Below are 16159 nucleotides of genomic sequence, written 5' to 3'. Positions count from 1 at the left end.
ACGGACCGGCAGCGACGGCAATGCCGGCTCCGCTCGGCCTCGACACCGACAGCCATGGAATTCCTTTCCGGTCCGACCCCACCCAGGAGTCGTCCAGCCGGCTGTGCCGCGTTACAGAATCGCGCGATTCGCCAGGTGGGCCGAGTTGATCGCGATCCGGTCTCGGTGAGTAACGGCGGGTGGCAAACGGGCGACGGGAGACCCGAGGACGGAGTAGCGAGATTCAGCAACTCGTCGGCCCGGTCAGCGCCAGCCCGCGGGCTTTCGCTTCGGCCACCATCGCCGCCGCGGCGGCCTGCTCCGGCGACAGCTCCCGCGCCGACTTGGACTCACGCTTGCGTGGACTCACAAGCTCCGATGGCATCACTCACAGTGCCCATCCCGCCGGACCTCAGCCTGGCGTGTCGGGCCCGAAACACCGATCCTGAGACAGTCCCGCGCAACCTTCGCTGGCGAAACCAGGTCGACGGGCGACCGGAAAGAGCCTCTCTTTCAACCCGACTAAGCACCGAGGTCAGTCCCTGTGGTTCTTGAGGTACCGCATCGCGGCTTGGAACGCCGTGGCGACAGCCGCGACGACCAGGCCGGTCGGCGTAGAAGATCCGGCGAACTTGATGATCAGGAAGCCCGCAACCGGGACAGCGATGATCGACAGCAGCACCGGGATGGAAAGCGAACTCAGCTGCCACCTCCACGTCTTCAGCGGCGCGGATCGAGCCGAGCAAGCGGCCGGCACCGCCCGGACCGCGCGCTCCAGACGCGAGTACGGGTCAGCTTCCATGACTGCAACGGAAAGGGTTGCCAGGAATCCGCGGAACTCCTTCCGCTCAGCCACAGATTCCGGCCTCGGCACAGCTATCAGCGCGTCGAGGAAAACGTTCATCACCTTGTCGGTCGTTACGAGGTCACCTGATTGATGGCCACGGCCGCTGAGGAGCAGCAACTCCCTGGGAACGGTCACAGCCGCTCGGCGGAGAAGTGCACGAAGCGTTCGGATCCGCATCTGCTCGAGACGCGCCGGATTGCCCAGGCGACAGCGGGACCTGCCGGACGCCAGTGCGTCCACATCACCCAGCTCGTCCAGCAGCTTCGCGACCTGACGATGGATCCGGCTGCCCGCGAACCGGGCTCCCCACGCACCGGCGAATACGTACACGACGAGCAGCACGCTGGGCCCCATCACGAACGGCATAGTCGCCGATCGGCCTTCGGGCGGGAGCGGCTCGACCAGTCGGTACGCGAACGAGGCGAGGATCACGCTCGACAGGATGAGGTATTGAGACCCGTACTCGGCTCGATGGGCGCTCCAGCGAGCCCGACGAGCTTCGGCGGCCGAGCACAGCCCTTCGTCGACGAGTACCCCGAAGAGACCCATTGAGTGCTCGCGGAAGCGGCCGTTTCTCAGGCGCTCGCGCAGCTCCGCCATACCCAATCCCCTCTCGCCGGATCTGACCATCCGACCTTATCGGGGGCATACGGTACTTCGACGAACTCGATCTTGTGCTAGGGCGGGCTGCTAGACAGCCTGTACTGGGTATGAGCCCCGTGTGAACATTCCGGGTTCGGTACTGCTGGTGTGCGCTCATACCTCACCTCTGTAAATGTCCACTGCGCTGCTTCAGTGATATACCCGGACCGTCGCACCGGCCAGGCGCATGACGACCACCGGGGCGAGCACTGTGTGGGTTCCGTGCGGGGAAGGTCGCGAGTCAGAAACCCGAAGCCCGCGGTACGTCCATGAACCCGAACCGGTCCTGGTGCCTCAGCCGGTCCCGCGCGGCTGCTGCGCGTCTCGACCGTCGGCCCCGGCTCCCCGGCCCTCGGTAGTCCCGAACTCGTCCGTCACGCGCTCGTTCCGAGAAAGTGGTGCTGCACTACTACACCGGTGGCCTTATCGAAAGCCGCCGGAACCCCGGCTGTCGGGGCCGGAAGGCGAGGTCGAAGAGGGAGCGCTGTAACACTCGCGTGCTCAACTTCCCAGTGACACCGTGAACACGTCTCTCATCCGCGGCTTTTTGTAGTCGGCGATCACTCTGGCCCGCTTCAGCCGCGCGAGGGTCTTCTCGAACGCCTTCCGGTGCTCGGCCTCGAAAGGCACGTCGAACTTCCCTTCGCTTCTGGCCCCCAGATTGTCGTAGGGCGCGCCTAGCGAGTTCAGTGACGAGACGATTTCCTCGGGCGACAGCGTGCCGACGCTCAACAACTGCATCGTCAGGTTGGCGTCCCGGGTCGCTGCCGCGACCCGGGACGTCTCGATCGGCGGGAGGCCGCGTCCTTGATCAATGACGTACCGGGCAGCGGCGTCGAACGTCGTGGCGTCACCGTCGCTGGCGTACTCCCGGAGATTGTTGATGATCTTGTCCCGGATCTGCTCGGGCAGGTGCCGCGCTCCGAGGACGGCTCCGGTGAAGCCGTCGATCAGGTCAGGAGTCATGAAGTCCACGAAGCCCTTCGACTGCGGGATCGCACGTTCGAACGCGCTCCAGCCGCAGCCACGGAAGTGCCAGAAGGTCTCGAGGGAATCCGCCACCAAGCCGTGCTTGAGCAGGAGGGCCAAGAGGTCGCCGGCCTCAGGAGTCAGCTCCGCCACGGGCAGCGGGAGGTCGAGGGGGAGACCGCACACCAGCGAGACCCTCCGCCGCGCGTCGGGGATCACGGCAGCGGCGTTGAGCACCACAACGGCGACACGCGTGCCGACGTCGGCGTCGGCGTGCGGGGCGTCGATGCTCCCTGCCTCGACGATCAAGTCCGCCAGCGATTGCCCGAAGGAACCGACAGTGTCGAGGTAAGCCAGGACGTTCCCGGCGGTGGCCCGGAATAAGTGGTTGTCGGCAAGGAGGGGCCACCACACGACCGGCGCCGAATCCAGCTGTGCCACCCGGCAGCTGGGCGCGGCCTTCGCGATGAGTTCACGGGCGTGGGTCTCGGTCCAGCTTTCGGCGATCTTTGTGAGCGTTTCGACCAAGGTTGTCTCGGAGACGACCGTGTGGGGAGTGCGGTCTGTGTCGCTCGCCACGGCGGCCAGGTACTCAGCCGGGGAGTTCAGGCAGAACTCGTGGACGTCGGCGTTCTGCCGCACACGGTCGAGGCTGATGTCGCCCGCGCCGCCGAGTGCCTTCCGCAGGTTGTCCGCGGTCAGCCGGTACAAGTGTTCCTCGACCAGGCAACCCCGCATGACCGCGTCCACCCCGTCGAGTTCGGGGAGGATGACTCCGATGTGTTTCAGCAGCCCGACGATCTTGCTCGCGCTCTTGACCAGCATACGGGATGTGAAGACCGGCATCGTGCGGAAGTGCTCGACGATGAAGTCCCGAATTTCGGGGCCGAGCTGGTAGTTCCTGGGCTCGGTAGCCGCCTGCAGCGCGGCGCCGACAAGTTCCGGCGTGACGTCGCTCGGGATGTCCGCGGCCTGTGTCAGGTAGGTGAAGACATCTCGCCAAGGTCGCGCCGTCAACCACATCACGAATTTCACCCGCCATGTGCCCGAGTTGAAGTAGACGCTGACGAACTTCCGGGCTTCATCGCCGAAGTCAGCCACGATCGTGCCGACGATCCTCCTTGCGCGCGCGTCGTCTCGCTCGAGAAGGTAGTCCAGCACGGCCGGGTGGTAGGCGCTGATCGTGTCGGGAAAGTAGTCCGGGGCTTCTTCGAGGAGATTGGCGATGGCGGCCGGCCCGCTGAACGGGTGGTCGACGTCCATCGCGTTGGTTTGCACGGTCTGCACGATGAAGTTGGCGACGTCGACGCCAGTAAAGTCGCCGTAGAACTGCGCCGCGTAGAGTGCGAAGTTCCGGTCCAGGTAGCCTTGCTTGACGAGCTGGACGGCCAGCTCAGATCGCAACTTCCGCTCGATGAAATCGCCGAACGCTTCCTCGTCGGCCGCGGGCGTCATGAACCGGGTCCGGCCGGCCAGATCCTTGAAGTCTGCCCCGCGCAGGAACGCGATGTCCGAGTCGATCTTGGTGATCTCCTCTTGTTGCCGCTTCCGGTCGAACTCCGCCCATCGGTCGGCGTCGGCTGCTTCGGGGAACAGCGCATCGATGTGAGCACGTGTCAGCCGCCAGGGCAGGCCGGTCTGAACGTTCTTCGGGTCGTTCGAGGCTGCCAATGCCAGTTGGTCCGACTCGCACACGGCGGCCCAGAACTCCGACTTCCGGGTTTCCTCCTCGGAATTCCACCGAGCACCGGCGTTGAACAAGACATGCCGGTATCCACTGTGTCCCGAAGTGTCCTTGAACAGCTGCGCGGCGGCAACGAGGCGGTCGCCCAGCTTTCTCGCCAACGCCTGCCTGGTGTCGAATCGCCGGACCCCGTCGACGATCTCGCGCCGTCGCCGCTCGCAGTCTTCGATGGTCGCACGGACCAGCTCGCGGCGCCGGCTTTGCAAGGCATCCAGGTCGCTACGGCGGCCAGCGATGTCCTCGAAGTCCTTGAGGTGGAAGTTCTTGTATACCACTAGTGCGAACAGGACGCTCGGTCGTAGCCCGGGAGCCGTCTTCCCGTTCAGCAGCAGCCGTTCGGCGAACACGGCGAACTCGTTGCAGATGTTCTTCAGCAGCCGCATGTCGGTGGCGTATTGGGCAACGAGTGTGACGAGCTGGCGGTCGATTCCCGTGAACCCGCCGTCGGCGATCAGGCGGGCGAGGAGCTCGCGGGCGTTGTGGTGGGAAATGAACGGGACGACCGGGATGACGACGTCGAAGAACTTGGTGCGGTTGGCGCGAACGGTCTCGTCCGCGGTGGCGTCTTCCGGCGGCGCGCCTGCCTCGCTACCCAGCCGCTCGAACAAGCTGTCCTTCACGGCGTAGACGAACCGGAGCGGTTTCTTCTTGACGCGCTTCGGCGTCTGGTTGAGAAGGGTGTTCAGCTCTCGGACTGCTTCGAAGATGTGCGGGTCGTCGAAACGGTCGAGGTCCTCGAAGATGACCACCTCGGTCTTCCGCTGGTCGAAGAAGTAGACGATCTCTTCGAGGTACTCGTCGAAATAGGTCGACGAGTCTTTTGTGAGCTTCACCGTGGCACCGGCGGCGGAGACGTCGGAGATGAGGAAGCGTCCGTAGATGACCAGTCTCAGGGTGGTGAGCACCACGATGACGAGCATCGCGAAACCGGCCCAGGCCAGCGCGCGGACCGCTCCCGGGTTGCCCGGCCCGGTCCAGATGACGTTCGGCAGCCAGCCGAGCGATGCCAGGATCGCACCGGCGACCGCCACCGCCGCGGCGGTTTCCACCGCTGCGCGCGTCCGGGACAGGGCGACGATGCGGTTGAACCGCGAGAAGCGGGACTGCCGCGGCACAGCCTGGTAGAGCAGCTGCTTGACCAGCTCCTTCTGGATGCGGTTGGTGATGTCCTTGCTCTTATCGTCGATGTCGGGTCCGAGTGTGGAGATCGCGATGCGCATCGTGGTCTTCTTGTTCAGCGCCGCGAACCGGTCCAGCACGCTCGACTTGCCGGTGCCGTACCGGCCGGCGAGCGCGATGTTGAAGTTCTTCGGCGCCGCCACCGCCTCCTGCAGGTGCCGCAAGTAGGTCCCGTGCTGGTCGGTCATGTACTCGGAGGACAACGACAGCAGTTTGAAAGGTGCGGGGGCGGGCTCGGTCCGCGCGCCTTCGGGCGACGGCTGGTCGACGTCGGCGTTGGTCATCCACGTTCCTCGGCTGTTCGGCTGTGCTGTTCCGCGCTCTCCGAGTGTGCGGGATCTCGGGATCGTGAGACGGTCGACACGCCCGGGGGAGCTGTCCAGCGCGCCGATCACGATCCAGGCCGTCACGATCGGAACCCTGGCCGCTTCTCCGGCAACGCCGCCCTTCCGTGGAATCGTGATCGTCGGAAGCGCTGGATTAGGGCCCGGAGCGACCCGGGATGGCGGGATGCGCGACGTCATGTTTGATGTGCTGGGCAAGTCGCCTGATCTGTCCGAGGATCTCGTTGGTGCTCGCGGCGAGGTCGAGGTGTCGTACGTGAATTCTGGTGCCGGCGAGGGGCTGGGTGTGGATGCTGTCGGTCGGCGGGCCGTCGGCGTAGATGAGTGTTGCGTCGGGCAGTCCGGTGGCGGTTGCGTAGGCGAGGGTTTGGTAGAGGTGCTGGGCGTCTCCGCGCTGGTGTCCATGCGGTATTTGAGTTCGTCGACGAACCGGCACCGGCCGTTGACCCAGAGGCTCAGGTCGGGCTGGACGTTCAGTTTCCGCTGGTCGTCCAGGTGCAGCGCTGGGGCGTGCTTGCCGGCGGGAAATTCGTGTTCGGTGAGGCCGAGGGTGCGTCGGGTGGCGGTGCGGACGAACTTCTCGAAGACGTTGTGCATCGTGACCACGAGACCGGGCGCCGCTACTTGGCCGGCGCCGAGGTCGGCCTCTGTTTCGGTGAGGATGAGCCGGGCGAGTTCGACGGCTGGTCGGTAGTGCTCGTTGAGCCGGGTCCACCGCATCTCAGGTAGGTGGGCCTGGTGCAGTGGGTGAGCAGTGATGCCTTCGAAGAGGCGTCGCAAGCGCGCCAGGGAGCGCTAAGTCCTGGTGCTGTGCGTCGGGACCTTGGCCAGTTTCTCGACGGCTGCGGCCAGTAGCTGGTTTTCGAGGATGTCCTCGTCGTGGGACTGGTATGACACCGCGAGCGGCAAGTCTCGGGAGCGGCCGAGTCCGGCGTTGGGGCCGATGTGCAACGCGTGCACTGTCCTGGCGCTACTGGGCTCGAACGGCATGCAGGCGAAAGGCATGCTGCTGCGCGAAACCGCGGCGACTGTCGGCGCGTTGGTTTGTGTGATGCCGTTCGAGGTGGTCAAGACGGGCAGCGCGGCGGTGGCGCTGGTCGTGACGGGGGGGGGCGGGAGGCCGCGTCATCGGCCGGGCCGCTGCGGTGGCGGCCGGCCGACCCGGCCTGCGGGGACCGGTCCCCGAGCACTCCGGGAATCATGGCGCGAGACAACGCGGACCGCGCGAGGGGACAACGGTGACGGAACTCGGCCCGGCGGTGCGAACCCACCGCACGAACGTCCGCCCGCGCGGCTGGGCGGCGGTGATCCTCTTCGCCGCCGGCGTGGCACTCGGCCTGCCCGGCGTCGTGCTCTGGGGCATCGCCGATACCGTCAACGGGAAAGTGCGCTTGGCCGCGGATCCGTTCGTCGTACCGGCGGCGATGATCAGCCTGGCGATCGGCTGCTTCGGGGGCACGGTCGTGTTCGGCGCCTGGGCCGTCCGGCACCGCGGGGAGGCCTTCGAGGTCCACGACCACGCCCTGCGGCTGACCGGCAGCGGGCGGACGCGGGTGGTGCCGTGGCCGGAGATCGCCCGCGTCGTCCACGGGCAGACCAAGGACACCGCGCTCACCCGGCTGACCGGCGGCGACTTCCGCTGCGTCGTCCACCTGACCGATGGCGGCAAGTTCGTGGTCACCGGGCTGACCGCGGACGCCCGCGGGCTGGTGGCACACGTGGAGGCGGGGGCACCGCAGTGAGCCCGGGGCGGCGACGGCAGGCCATCCGCGACGCCGCCCGCGCCGCCGGGCTGGGGGAGGTCGTCCGGATCCACCGGAGCCACAGCGGCGTGGCCATCGGGCTGTGGGTCCTGGCCGGGATCGGCGCCGTCGTCGCCGTGATCGTGACGATCATCCTCCGCTACGAGCAGTCGACGATCTGGCAGTGGCCGCTGCTGGCCTGGAGCGCGCTGGTCGGGCTGGCCGTCCTCGTGACGCACTTCGGCCCGGTGCACGGCGGGCGACACTGGATCGCCGTCGCGGAAGGCGGGGTGGTCGTCTGGCAACGCGATTCCGGCTGGACCGCGACTTGGGCGGAGACCCCGCAGCTCAATGAAGACACCATGTGCGGTGCCGGCGACCTCGCGACTTCGCGGCTGCGGCGGGCCCCGGTGGGTGCTTGGACGGCGAGGAGGATCACCAGCCTGGCCGCACTGACCCTGTTTGGCGCGGCCGCCGTCTGGTTCACCGCGGTGCCGGTCGCGCGGAACTACCTGGTCGGTGACGCGCCGGCGAAGACCGACCAGCTGGCCCGGCTCTGCGACGGCGGCCGCGCGTTCGGCAGCACCGCCGCCTACGAAGGGGCCGCGCCCCACCCGGTCGTCGTCTTCGCCGAAGGAACCGAGCGGTACTCCTCGGCCCCGAAGGGCGACCCGGCCGCGGTGCAGCTGGTCGGCTGCGTCGTCATCACCGGTGGCAGGGAGGCCGGGCACTGCGACTACGAAGACGGCTACACCACCGTGGACTACCGGGGTCAGTACCGGGTCGACGTCGTCGAAGCGCATACCGGCCGGCTGGTCGGCTCGTTCCCGATCGAAGCCGGGAAGGCCCGCTCCGGCTGCGGGGAGCGTCTCCTCGTCCCGGCCTCCGAAGCGGATACCAAGCGACGCAAGGACTACGACCTCCCCGAGAGCGAGAACCTCGGCACGCACCTGAGCCCGTTCGTCGGCGGGGTGCCGCGCTGACCGGGGACCGGTCCCCGGCGCGACGCCCCAAGCTCGGCCAATGCAGTTCGAAAGCGTTACCGGGTTCCGCGGAATCGGCTTCGGAGCCGCGTTGGCCCGCGCGGTGCGCCTGAGCTTCCGGCCCCGCGGGCGGGCCTCTCGGCCGGAGTTCTGGTACTTCTTCATGGCCTACGTGCCGCTGGTGCTGATCCTCGGTGGCGTCGAGAACGTCGTCGACGAGGAGTGGCTCTACACCGTCGGCACGATCCTCTACCTGCCGTGGCTGGTGCCGTTCGTCAGCGTCGGGATCCGGCGGCTGCACGACACCGGGCGGTCCGGCTGGTGGTGCGTCGGCGTCATCTCCTGCATCGGCTGGATCGTCCTGACCGTCTTCTGGAGCGAACGGGGCACGCCGGGGGAGAACCGGTACGGCCCGCCACCGGGATGAGGAGTTTCGTAGATTGCCCGCGTGAGCGAGGGGCGCGTCGTGGCCGGCCGGTATTGGCTGGCCGAAGCGCTCGCTGGATGAGGACGCCGGGCGGATCCGCCGTGAGGCGCGGATCGGTGCCGGGCTGCTGCACGCGAACGTCGTCACCGTGTCCGACACGGTCGTCGACGGCGACGCCCGGTGGCTGGTCACGGAGTACCTGGCCGCGCGGAGCCTGGAGGAGCTCGTCGACGACGGCGGGCCGCTGCCCGAGAACCGCCCGTCCGCGGGATCAGCGCGCAGCTCGCCGGGGCGATCGCGGCCATGCACGCCCGCGGCATCGTCCACCGTGATGTCAAGCCGGGCAACGTCCTGGTGAACGCGGACGACGTCGCCAAGCTGACCGACCTGGGCATCGCCCTCCGGCGGCGCCCAGCTCACCGGAACCCTCGGGTACGTCGCGCGCGAAGTGGCCGACGGCGGCGAAGCCACGCCCGCCTTCTCCCTGGGGTCACCCTCTACGCGGCGGACGCCCCTTGCCGGCCGAACGCGCGGGGTGGTTCGTGCCGGTGCTCGCCGCGGTGATGGCCTGCCACCACGCCGACCGGTCCGGCGCGGCCGACGCGATCACGCTGCTCACCGAGGACGCGCGGTGCCGCGGCGGCCCCGACGTCGCCTGCGCAGGCGGCTGCTCGCCGGCGCCGCGGTGGCGGTGGTGGCCGCGCTCGTGGCCGGGTTCTTCCTGGAGTGGATTCCTGTCGTGGTGCGGGATGCGCCGGGGACCGGTCCCCGGCGCATCCCGCCACTGTGTGGTGTCGTCGTGACAGGATGGAAAGTGAGGTGCTCGTGACAGCGGATACGGAACTCGGCGAGCTGCTGGGGATGCATCACACCCTGACCCACCGCCGGGGGTGGTTCGCGGTTGCCCTCCTGATCACGGGGGTTCTCCTATCTCTGCCGACCTGGGTGCTGTGGCTGCTGAACGCCGCGGCCGGCGAGGACCCATTGGATCATCTCGGGCCGCTGTCCGGCGTGCTCGCAGGCGCGGCGATCGGCATGCTGATCGCCGCGGTGGTCTTCGGTGTCTGGGCGCTACGCCACCGCGGTGAGGTCTACGAAGTTCATCAGAACGGCCTTCGCGTGGAGCGTGCCGGCCGGACACGAACCTACGACTGGACCGAAATCGTGGATGTGGAACCGCAACCCATCGTCAGGGGTACTGCATTCACGCAGTGGACCGGCGGCGACTTCCGGTGCTTCATCCACCTGGCGGACGGCGAGAAGATCGTCGTCACTAGCCTCACCTATGCCGCACGCGAACTCGTGGCGAGCATTGAAACGTCGACCGGCCGGCGACCGCTCGTGTTCCGGAGCGGGCACGGCCAACCGAGTGATAACTGGTTCGGCCGACCGCAGCAGTGACGCGGTGTCAGCGGATCGACACGGGATTTCGTACACTCCCCGGGTGGGCAAGGGGCGAGTCGTGGCCAACCGCTACCGGTTGGAGGAGGAGCTCGGCCGGGGTGGCATGGGCGTCGTCTGGCGGGCGGTCGATCTCGAACTCGGCAGGCAGGTGACGCTCAAGCGGGCGCTGGGCGAGGACGCCGGGCAGATTCGCCGTGAGGCGCGGATCGGTGCCGGGCTGCTGCACTCGAACGTCGTCACCGTGTTCGACACGGTCACCGACGGGGACGCCCAGTGGCTGGTCACCGAGTACCTGGCCGCCCGGAGCCTCGAGGAGCTCGTCGACGACGGCGGGCCGCTACCCGAGGACCGGGTGCGGCGGATCGGCGCGCAGCTCGCCGCGGCGCTCGCGGACATGCACGCCCGCGGCATCGTCCACCGCGACGTCAAGCCCGGCAACGTCCTGGTGACCGCGGACGACGTCGCCAAGCTCACCGACCTGGGCATCGCCCGCTGGACCGAGGTCACCCGCACCGGCGGCGCGCAGCTCACCGGCACGCTCGGGTACGTCGCGCCGGAGGTGGCCGACGGCGCCGAAGCCGGACCCGCCTCGGACGTCTTCTCCCTGGGGGCCACCCTCTACGCCGCGATCGAAGGCCGCTCGCCGTGGGGATCGGGCGAGGACGGCCCGTTCGCGCAGATGCGCCGCGCGGCCGCCGGGCGCCCCGAGCCCGCCGAGCGCGCCGGGCGGTTCGCGCCGGTGCTCGCCGCGCTCATGGCCCGGCACCCGGCCGACCGGCCCGGCGCCGCCGAAGCGGTCACGCTGCTCACGGCGGACGCGCCCGTGCCCCGGCCGCGCCGCCTCCTGCGCCGCCGGGTGCTCGCCGGGGCCGCGGTGGCTGCGGTGGCCGCGCTGGTGGCCGGGTTCGTCCTCGCCCGGCCGCTGTGGACCACCACCGGCAGCGCTCCAACCGGGCCGCCCACCCACAGCGCCCCGGCCGGGGCGAACACCCTCGGCGCCGACCCGGCCGGGACGGACCCGTGCGCGGCGATCTCGCTCAACTCGCTCACCGGGTTCGGAGAGCCGTTCGTGGACCCGGAGGTGTCGAACTTCGGCACCTGCGTTGTCACGACCACGCTGACCGGCAAGGCCGGTCAGGTCCAGACCCGGCTCGACCTGACCGGCCCGCTGCGGTACCCGCCCCGGCCGCCGGTACCCGGCAAGATGGGCGAAATCGAGTACCCCGAGATGCACGACGGCTCCTGCGAGCGCGCCATCTCGCTGGCCGATGCCAATCGAATCGTCGTCACCTCACGCGCGATCGAACGCGCGCGGGACGCGCCGGTGTGCTCCTACTCGGAGTCGGTGCTGTCCGGCGTGCTGGCCACGCTCGCCAACGGGCCCCTGCCGCGGCGCGCCCAGCTCCCGGAGTGGTCGCTGGCGCACGTCGACGCCTGCGGGCTGCTCGACGACGCTACGACAACCGGCGTGCTGGGCCGGGCCAAGAAACCGGACCGCGCGTTCGGCGGCTGGGGCTGCACCTGGGAGCACGATCCGCGCACGATCACCGTCGAGTACAGCCGGGAGTGGCCGATCGAGAGGGACGAGGAGGTGCCGGGCGACCGGATCCGCATCGGGAACCGCAACGCCGTCGTGGCGCCGGTGCCCGGCGGGAACCCGGAGTGCTCCGTCGAGGTCGTGCACCGCTCCTACACCCCGGCCGCGCCGATGATGCGCGGTACGCCCCAGGACCGGGAGGAGGTCGCCACGGTCGCCGTCGAGGACACCGCGGCGGCCGACGGGAACGCGCTGTGCGCCACCGCACGCTCCCTGGCGGAGGTCCTCGTCCGGCGGCTGCCGTGAACCGGGGACCGGTCCCCGGTGGCCCCGGCTAGAAAGGGAGCCGAGGCCGGGTTCGCGGGCCGGAGCAGACGGGACGAGAAGTGGCGATACGGGTACTGGCCGGTGGGGCGCTCCTGGTGGTGGCAATGGCCGGTCCGGCAGCCGAGGGGGCTGCCGGACCGGTGCCGCGCACCTGGCACGTCGGCCCGCACGGGAAGTACGCCACGGTGCAGGCCGCGGCCGACCTCGCCCGGCCGGGCGACACGATCGCGATCGAGGCCGGCAGGTACCCGGGCGGGCTGACCGTCCGCCGCGACGGCGCCCCGGGCCGTCCGATCCGGTTCACCGGGACCGGCGGCACCGCGGTGCTGACCGGCGCCGGCGGCCTGGCGGTGGGCGGGCACAGCTGGCTGGAGTTCACCGATGTGACCGTGTCCGGCTCGACCCGCTTCGGCGTGTACGCCGCCGGCGCGCACGACCTCGTGTTCGACCGGTTCGGCGTCGACGGCTCCCGCGACGGCGGGCTCGTGCTGGTCGGCACCCGGCGGGTGCGGATCACCGGCTGTGACATCCGCGGCGCCAACGCCCGCGGCACCTCGGCCGACCACGAAGCGCTGAGCATCGCCTCCGGCTCGTCGGACGTCGAGGTGTCCGGGTGCCGCGTGCACGACAACGGCGAAGAAGGTATCGACGTCAAGTACGACGATGCCGCCCGGGTGAAGATCCACCACGACGTCGTGACCGGCAACCGGGGCCCGGACATCTACGTCGACTCCTCGTCCATTGTGGACGTCTATGCCAACGTCGTCGGCGGGACCCGCGAGGCCACCAAGGCCGGTATCGGGCTCGCCGTCGAGGACTACTCGGAAACCCGGCTGCTGTCGGACGTGCGGGTCTTCGACAACCTGTCCACCGGCAACGCGCAGGCCGGGCTTAGCCTCTGGGCCGAGTCGACCGGGACCATACGGAACCTGGAGATCGTCAACAACACCTTCGACGGCAACGCCCGTGGTTCGCTGCTGATCGACGCCGACCGGTTCACCGGGGTGAACACCCTGCGCAACAACGTGTTCGGGGACGGACCGGTCGACCCCGGGCCGTTCGCGGCCGATCACAACTTCGCCGGGAACCCGGGGTTCGCCGATCCGGTCCGCGGTGACTACCACCTCGCGAAGGGTTCGGCCGCAGTCGACGCCGGCAGTCCCGAGCGCGCGCCCGCGTTCGATCTCGACGGTGTCGCCCGGCCCGCCGGCGCGGGCTTCGACATCGGTGCTTACGAACGGAGGTGGCCGTGACCACCGGACGGCTCGACCCACACCACCAGCGCAGCCTGCGGCACGGCGTCGCCGGCACCGTGCCGGGCATGTTGAGCGCCCTCACTGTCTCCGGCGGCGTCGCGGTGCCCCCGTCACCGGGGAGCCGGGTGAGCTTCGGGCGCAACCGGCTGGAGGTCGACGTCTGCGTCGGCGAGGAAGACGTGCGGATCAGCCGGGTCCACGGGCTGCTCGTGCGCGAGCGGGACCGCTGGTGGCTCAGCAACACCGGCCGCTCGCCGATCCGGCTGTCCGATAACGTCCTGCTGCACCGCGACAGCGAACCGCTGCCACTGGCCGACGGCTACACCGCGGTGTTCCTGCGCGGCACCCGCGAGCACGTGCTGGAGCTGCTCGTCTCCGACGGCGAGGCCGGTGTCGCCACGCGCCGCCCGACGCACCCGACGGCACCGCCGAAACGCTGGCGGCTGTCCCCGGAGGAGCACCTTGTGCTGGCGGTGCTCGGGCAGCGTTACCTCGGCTACGACCCCCACCCGCTGCCGCTGTCCCGTCAGCAGGCGGCCGCCGAGCTCGCCGAACGGCGGCCTCGCGAGAACTGGACGGCCAAGCGTGTCGAGCACCTCGTTTCCCGGGTCCGGCAACGGCTTTCCGACGCCGGGGTGCACGGGCTGCGGCGGGAGGAGGTGGGGGAGCCGGTGGGGCTGACCCTGACCGTGAACCTGCTGCGGGAGCTGGTGCTTTCGACGACCCTGGTGCCGATGGACCTCGAATGGCTCGAGCTTCCCGATCCGCCGCTGCTCCCCGGATGAGGCCGCGCCACGCTCCGCGACCAGCCCGGCGAAACGGCCGATCGGGACTTACCACCCGCCCTGCGACCTCGGTCCGGCGTGGACACCGCCTGAGGAGAAATAATGTGGCTGGATCGGCTCACCGAAGCGCTATCAGAAGATTCGTACATCCAAGCTTCGCGGCAATCACATTACCAGATGCTGGCCGAAGCGATTCTCAACAATCAGCCTGAGTGGGTCGAAGCCCAGCGCCTGGTCGCCGTGTACGAGCAAGCGCTGTCGGTGGCTGCTCAGCTTCGGAGGTTTACCGGCCAGGTCGCCCTGCATTCCGTCGACGTGCAGATCATGAATCTGCCCCGGCTGGGCCGTAGCGAATTCGGCCAAGGATACGCCGCGGGAATGCTTGCGGCACGTCGGCATCACCTGTCCGAGCGACTCGGATCTCCTCCGCTACCCCCCGCTTGCGTTCCGGATTATCTGCTGCGGCCCTATGACCACGATATTGAACTGCCCGATCCCGAAACAGCCGCAGCAGGCGTCACCGAATTGCTGTCGAGCTGGCTGCGCGGTGGTCGGCCGGCGGACAGCGCCAAAGCGGCCGTGCGATTGGCATCGGTGACCACCTCGGTGGCCCAGGAGTCCCTTAGCGTCGCCCAAGCGCACATTAGTGAGGTCCAGACCGAGATCGCGGACTTGACCGGCGCACTCCGGGCGCCCGGTGATCTTGTGGTGACGAACCGATCGGTCAGTTCGTTCCTCCGGAGCGAACTGACGACTTTGAGCACGGCCGTGCGCCGGTCTGCGACTCCCGGCAGCGGATTCGGCGGAGGCTTCTACGCCGCCTGCGAGCACGTGAGCCAGCTGCTCAACTCCCATGCGGTCAGCCTGCGCTTTGCCCGCGCCGGGGACCGAGCGAGCATTGAGTGGTGACCGCAGGGCCGCGCACACAATCGGACGAGCTGATCAGATAGTGCACGCCGGCGGCCGCGGAACCGACCGAAGTCGACCACGACCTCGCGGTCGGCAGCGGCCGACTCGCGCTGAGACTCAACCGGCATCGACGTCCGCGCGCTACGCGGCCGAAGCCGTCGCCCCGGTAATCGGCCGGGAGGCCACCCGGCTGGCCGGCGCCATCGCCGAAGTCCAGGAAGGCCTCGGCGAGCACCACGACGCCGTCATCGCCGCCCAGCAATGGGCCGAACTCGCCGGACGGCACCCGGACGACCCGGCGGTGACGCCCACCTGCGGCCGGCTCATCGAACGCGAACGCGCCGCCGCCCGCGCCAACCAGGCCCAATTCGGCCACCTCTGGTCCCGGGCCACCCGCTCCGAGTTCACCCACCGGCTGCGAAGCCAACGATCCTAGGTACGGAAGGTGGGCTGCTGAGAGCGGGACGAGCCGCTGCGCTCGTGGCGGCTCGCAGGCCGCGCCGGAGCGGTGACACGGGTCCGCACTGTCTGATCACCCGTTGGGGCAGTGCTTTCAGTGTGCTTGACTTCGCTGCTGACAGTGATCGCAGCAGAGTTGACCATGCTGGTTGTCCCGGCGACGAAGGCGATGCGACGCTGGACCGCGCACCTTGACGTCTGGCCGGGACGCGGCCCCGGGCTGCCGGAACAGGACATCTCCGGCTTCGTCGCCGCGCTGGGCGAGGTGATGAAGACCCGCCGCTGTTGGCGAGAACGCCAGTCGAAAGGAACCCGGGCTGGCCGGGGCAGTGAGCAGGTCTAGTCGGTGCCCCGGCCGGATACCGAAGACGGGTTCGTGTACGTGAGCGGTCCCTGCTCCAGCTGGGAGAACACGGCCGGCTATCGGCCGGTCTACAGCTTCAGCGTCCCGTTGCCGGATGTGCGCGGGCTGCGGATCCGGCTCAGCGCCTATCTGCGCGACCGCGACCGATCCCGGGCCGCGCTGCAGTGACGGAGATGGACTGTCGTGGTCTGGGCCGGGACTGATCGCGATGGTTTCTGGTACTCGTCGATCTCCTCGACGATCACGGAGAGCGTGGCGGCGG

The 16159-nt window shown here is 69.1% G+C and carries 18 protein-coding genes; 14 read left to right on the top strand and 4 right to left on the bottom strand.

The window, feature by feature from the left end:
• Nucleotides 1-223 precede the first annotated feature (223 nt).
• From H4696_RS50830 to H4696_RS16650, 4 genes are all read right to left on the bottom strand, one after another.
• On the bottom strand, nt 224-349 hold the full coding sequence (locus H4696_RS50830) for a hypothetical protein (RefSeq protein WP_264086325.1): 126 nt from the start codon (nt 347-349) through the stop codon (nt 224-226).
• Nucleotides 350-514: 165 nt separating this feature from the next.
• Nucleotides 515-1426 carry a hypothetical protein gene (locus H4696_RS16660; RefSeq protein WP_086858385.1) on the bottom strand — a complete coding sequence of 304 codons (912 nt, stop codon included), beginning with the start codon at nt 1424-1426 and terminating at the stop codon, nt 515-517.
• A 543-nt stretch (nt 1427-1969) separates the two neighbouring features.
• Nucleotides 1970-6484 (bottom strand): 5-methylcytosine restriction system specificity protein McrC, encoded by a 4515-nt coding sequence (locus H4696_RS16655; RefSeq protein WP_158104285.1) that lies wholly within the window; start codon nt 6482-6484, stop codon nt 1970-1972.
• Between the two features lie 15 nt (nt 6485-6499).
• A complete protein-coding gene (locus tag H4696_RS16650; protein WP_158104284.1) occupies nt 6500-6664 on the bottom strand; it encodes a hypothetical protein in 165 nt (54 codons plus the stop codon).
• A gap of 278 nt (nt 6665-6942) precedes the next feature.
• Between H4696_RS16650 and H4696_RS16645 the strand changes: the two genes are divergently transcribed.
• From H4696_RS16645 to H4696_RS16580, 14 genes are all read left to right on the top strand, one after another.
• Nucleotides 6943-7446 carry a hypothetical protein gene (locus H4696_RS16645; RefSeq protein WP_086865309.1) on the top strand — a complete coding sequence of 168 codons (504 nt, stop codon included), beginning with the start codon at nt 6943-6945 and terminating at the stop codon, nt 7444-7446.
• The gene (locus tag H4696_RS16640; protein ID WP_086865308.1) at nt 7443-8429 is read left to right on the top strand and encodes a hypothetical protein; all 987 of its coding nucleotides are present in this window, start codon (nt 7443-7445) and stop codon (nt 8427-8429) included. The genes H4696_RS16645 and H4696_RS16640 overlap by 4 nt, the downstream gene beginning before the upstream one ends.
• 40 nt (nt 8430-8469) lie before the next feature.
• Nucleotides 8470-8856 carry a DUF805 domain-containing protein gene (locus tag H4696_RS16635; protein ID WP_086865307.1) on the top strand — a complete coding sequence of 129 codons (387 nt, stop codon included), beginning with the start codon at nt 8470-8472 and terminating at the stop codon, nt 8854-8856.
• A 148-nt stretch (nt 8857-9004) separates the two neighbouring features.
• Entirely contained in the window at nt 9005-9214 is a 210-nt protein-coding gene (locus H4696_RS51050) for a hypothetical protein (RefSeq protein ID WP_169735223.1), read from the top strand.
• A complete protein-coding gene (locus tag H4696_RS51045) occupies nt 9127-9420 on the top strand; it encodes a protein kinase domain-containing protein (RefSeq protein WP_276328964.1) in 294 nt (97 codons plus the stop codon). The genes H4696_RS51050 and H4696_RS51045 overlap by 88 nt, the downstream gene beginning before the upstream one ends.
• Nucleotides 9372-9659 (top strand): hypothetical protein, encoded by a 288-nt coding sequence (locus H4696_RS16620; RefSeq protein WP_169735222.1) that lies wholly within the window; start codon nt 9372-9374, stop codon nt 9657-9659. The genes H4696_RS51045 and H4696_RS16620 overlap by 49 nt, the downstream gene beginning before the upstream one ends.
• Before the next feature lie 4 nt (nt 9660-9663).
• Nucleotides 9664-10257, top strand: a complete 594-nt coding sequence (locus tag H4696_RS16615; protein ID WP_169735224.1) for a PH domain-containing protein — start codon at nt 9664-9666, stop codon at nt 10255-10257.
• Between the two features lie 43 nt (nt 10258-10300).
• On the top strand, nt 10301-12103 hold the full coding sequence (locus H4696_RS16610) for a serine/threonine-protein kinase (protein ID WP_158104446.1): 1803 nt from the start codon (nt 10301-10303) through the stop codon (nt 12101-12103).
• Nucleotides 12104-12228: 125 nt separating this feature from the next.
• Nucleotides 12229-13377 carry a right-handed parallel beta-helix repeat-containing protein gene (locus H4696_RS16605; RefSeq protein ID WP_086865303.1) on the top strand — a complete coding sequence of 383 codons (1149 nt, stop codon included), beginning with the start codon at nt 12229-12231 and terminating at the stop codon, nt 13375-13377.
• Complete coding sequence (locus H4696_RS16600; protein WP_086865310.1) at nt 13374-14165, top strand: FHA domain-containing protein; 792 nt, start codon at nt 13374-13376, stop codon at nt 14163-14165. Before H4696_RS16605 ends, H4696_RS16600 begins: the two co-directional genes overlap by 4 nt.
• Before the next feature lie 102 nt (nt 14166-14267).
• On the top strand, nt 14268-15074 hold the full coding sequence (locus H4696_RS16595) for a hypothetical protein (RefSeq protein WP_143265477.1): 807 nt from the start codon (nt 14268-14270) through the stop codon (nt 15072-15074).
• Entirely contained in the window at nt 15019-15510 is a 492-nt protein-coding gene (locus tag H4696_RS51545) for a CHAD domain-containing protein (protein ID WP_086865300.1), read from the top strand. The genes H4696_RS16595 and H4696_RS51545 overlap by 56 nt, the downstream gene beginning before the upstream one ends.
• A gap of 126 nt (nt 15511-15636) precedes the next feature.
• Nucleotides 15637-15876 (top strand): hypothetical protein, encoded by a 240-nt coding sequence (locus H4696_RS16585; RefSeq protein ID WP_143265476.1) that lies wholly within the window; start codon nt 15637-15639, stop codon nt 15874-15876.
• A gap of 3 nt (nt 15877-15879) precedes the next feature.
• Nucleotides 15880-16065 carry a hypothetical protein gene (locus tag H4696_RS16580; RefSeq protein WP_086865299.1) on the top strand — a complete coding sequence of 62 codons (186 nt, stop codon included), beginning with the start codon at nt 15880-15882 and terminating at the stop codon, nt 16063-16065.
• The last annotated feature ends 94 nt before the right edge of the window (nt 16066-16159 follow it).

It is taken from the genome of Amycolatopsis lexingtonensis, from assembly GCF_014873755.1.
GTDB classification, from domain to species: Bacteria; Actinomycetota; Actinomycetes; order Mycobacteriales; family Pseudonocardiaceae; genus Amycolatopsis; species Amycolatopsis lexingtonensis.
Note: the sequence above shows the minus strand (reverse complement) of the source record. Positions and strands in the feature narration are given on the sequence as shown.

What these genes read in the sequence shown, in the direction of transcription:
- H4696_RS51545 (WP_086865300.1), top strand. Translation starts at nt 15,019, where the DNA reads ATGCGGTCAGCCTGCGCTTTGCCCGCGCCGGGGACCGAGCGAGCATTG.
- H4696_RS16635 (WP_086865307.1), top strand. Translation starts at nt 8,470, where the DNA reads ATGCAGTTCGAAAGCGTTACCGGGTTCCGCGGAATCGGCTTCGGAGCC.
- H4696_RS16660 (WP_086858385.1), bottom strand. Translation starts at nt 1,426, where the DNA reads ATGGCGGAGCTGCGCGAGCGCCTGAGAAACGGCCGCTTCCGCGAGCAC.
- H4696_RS16605 (WP_086865303.1), top strand. Translation starts at nt 12,229, where the DNA reads ATGGCCGGTCCGGCAGCCGAGGGGGCTGCCGGACCGGTGCCGCGCACC.
- H4696_RS16595 (WP_143265477.1), top strand. Translation starts at nt 14,268, where the DNA reads ATGTGGCTGGATCGGCTCACCGAAGCGCTATCAGAAGATTCGTACATC.
- H4696_RS16615 (WP_169735224.1), top strand. Translation starts at nt 9,664, where the DNA reads ATGGAAAGTGAGGTGCTCGTGACAGCGGATACGGAACTCGGCGAGCTG.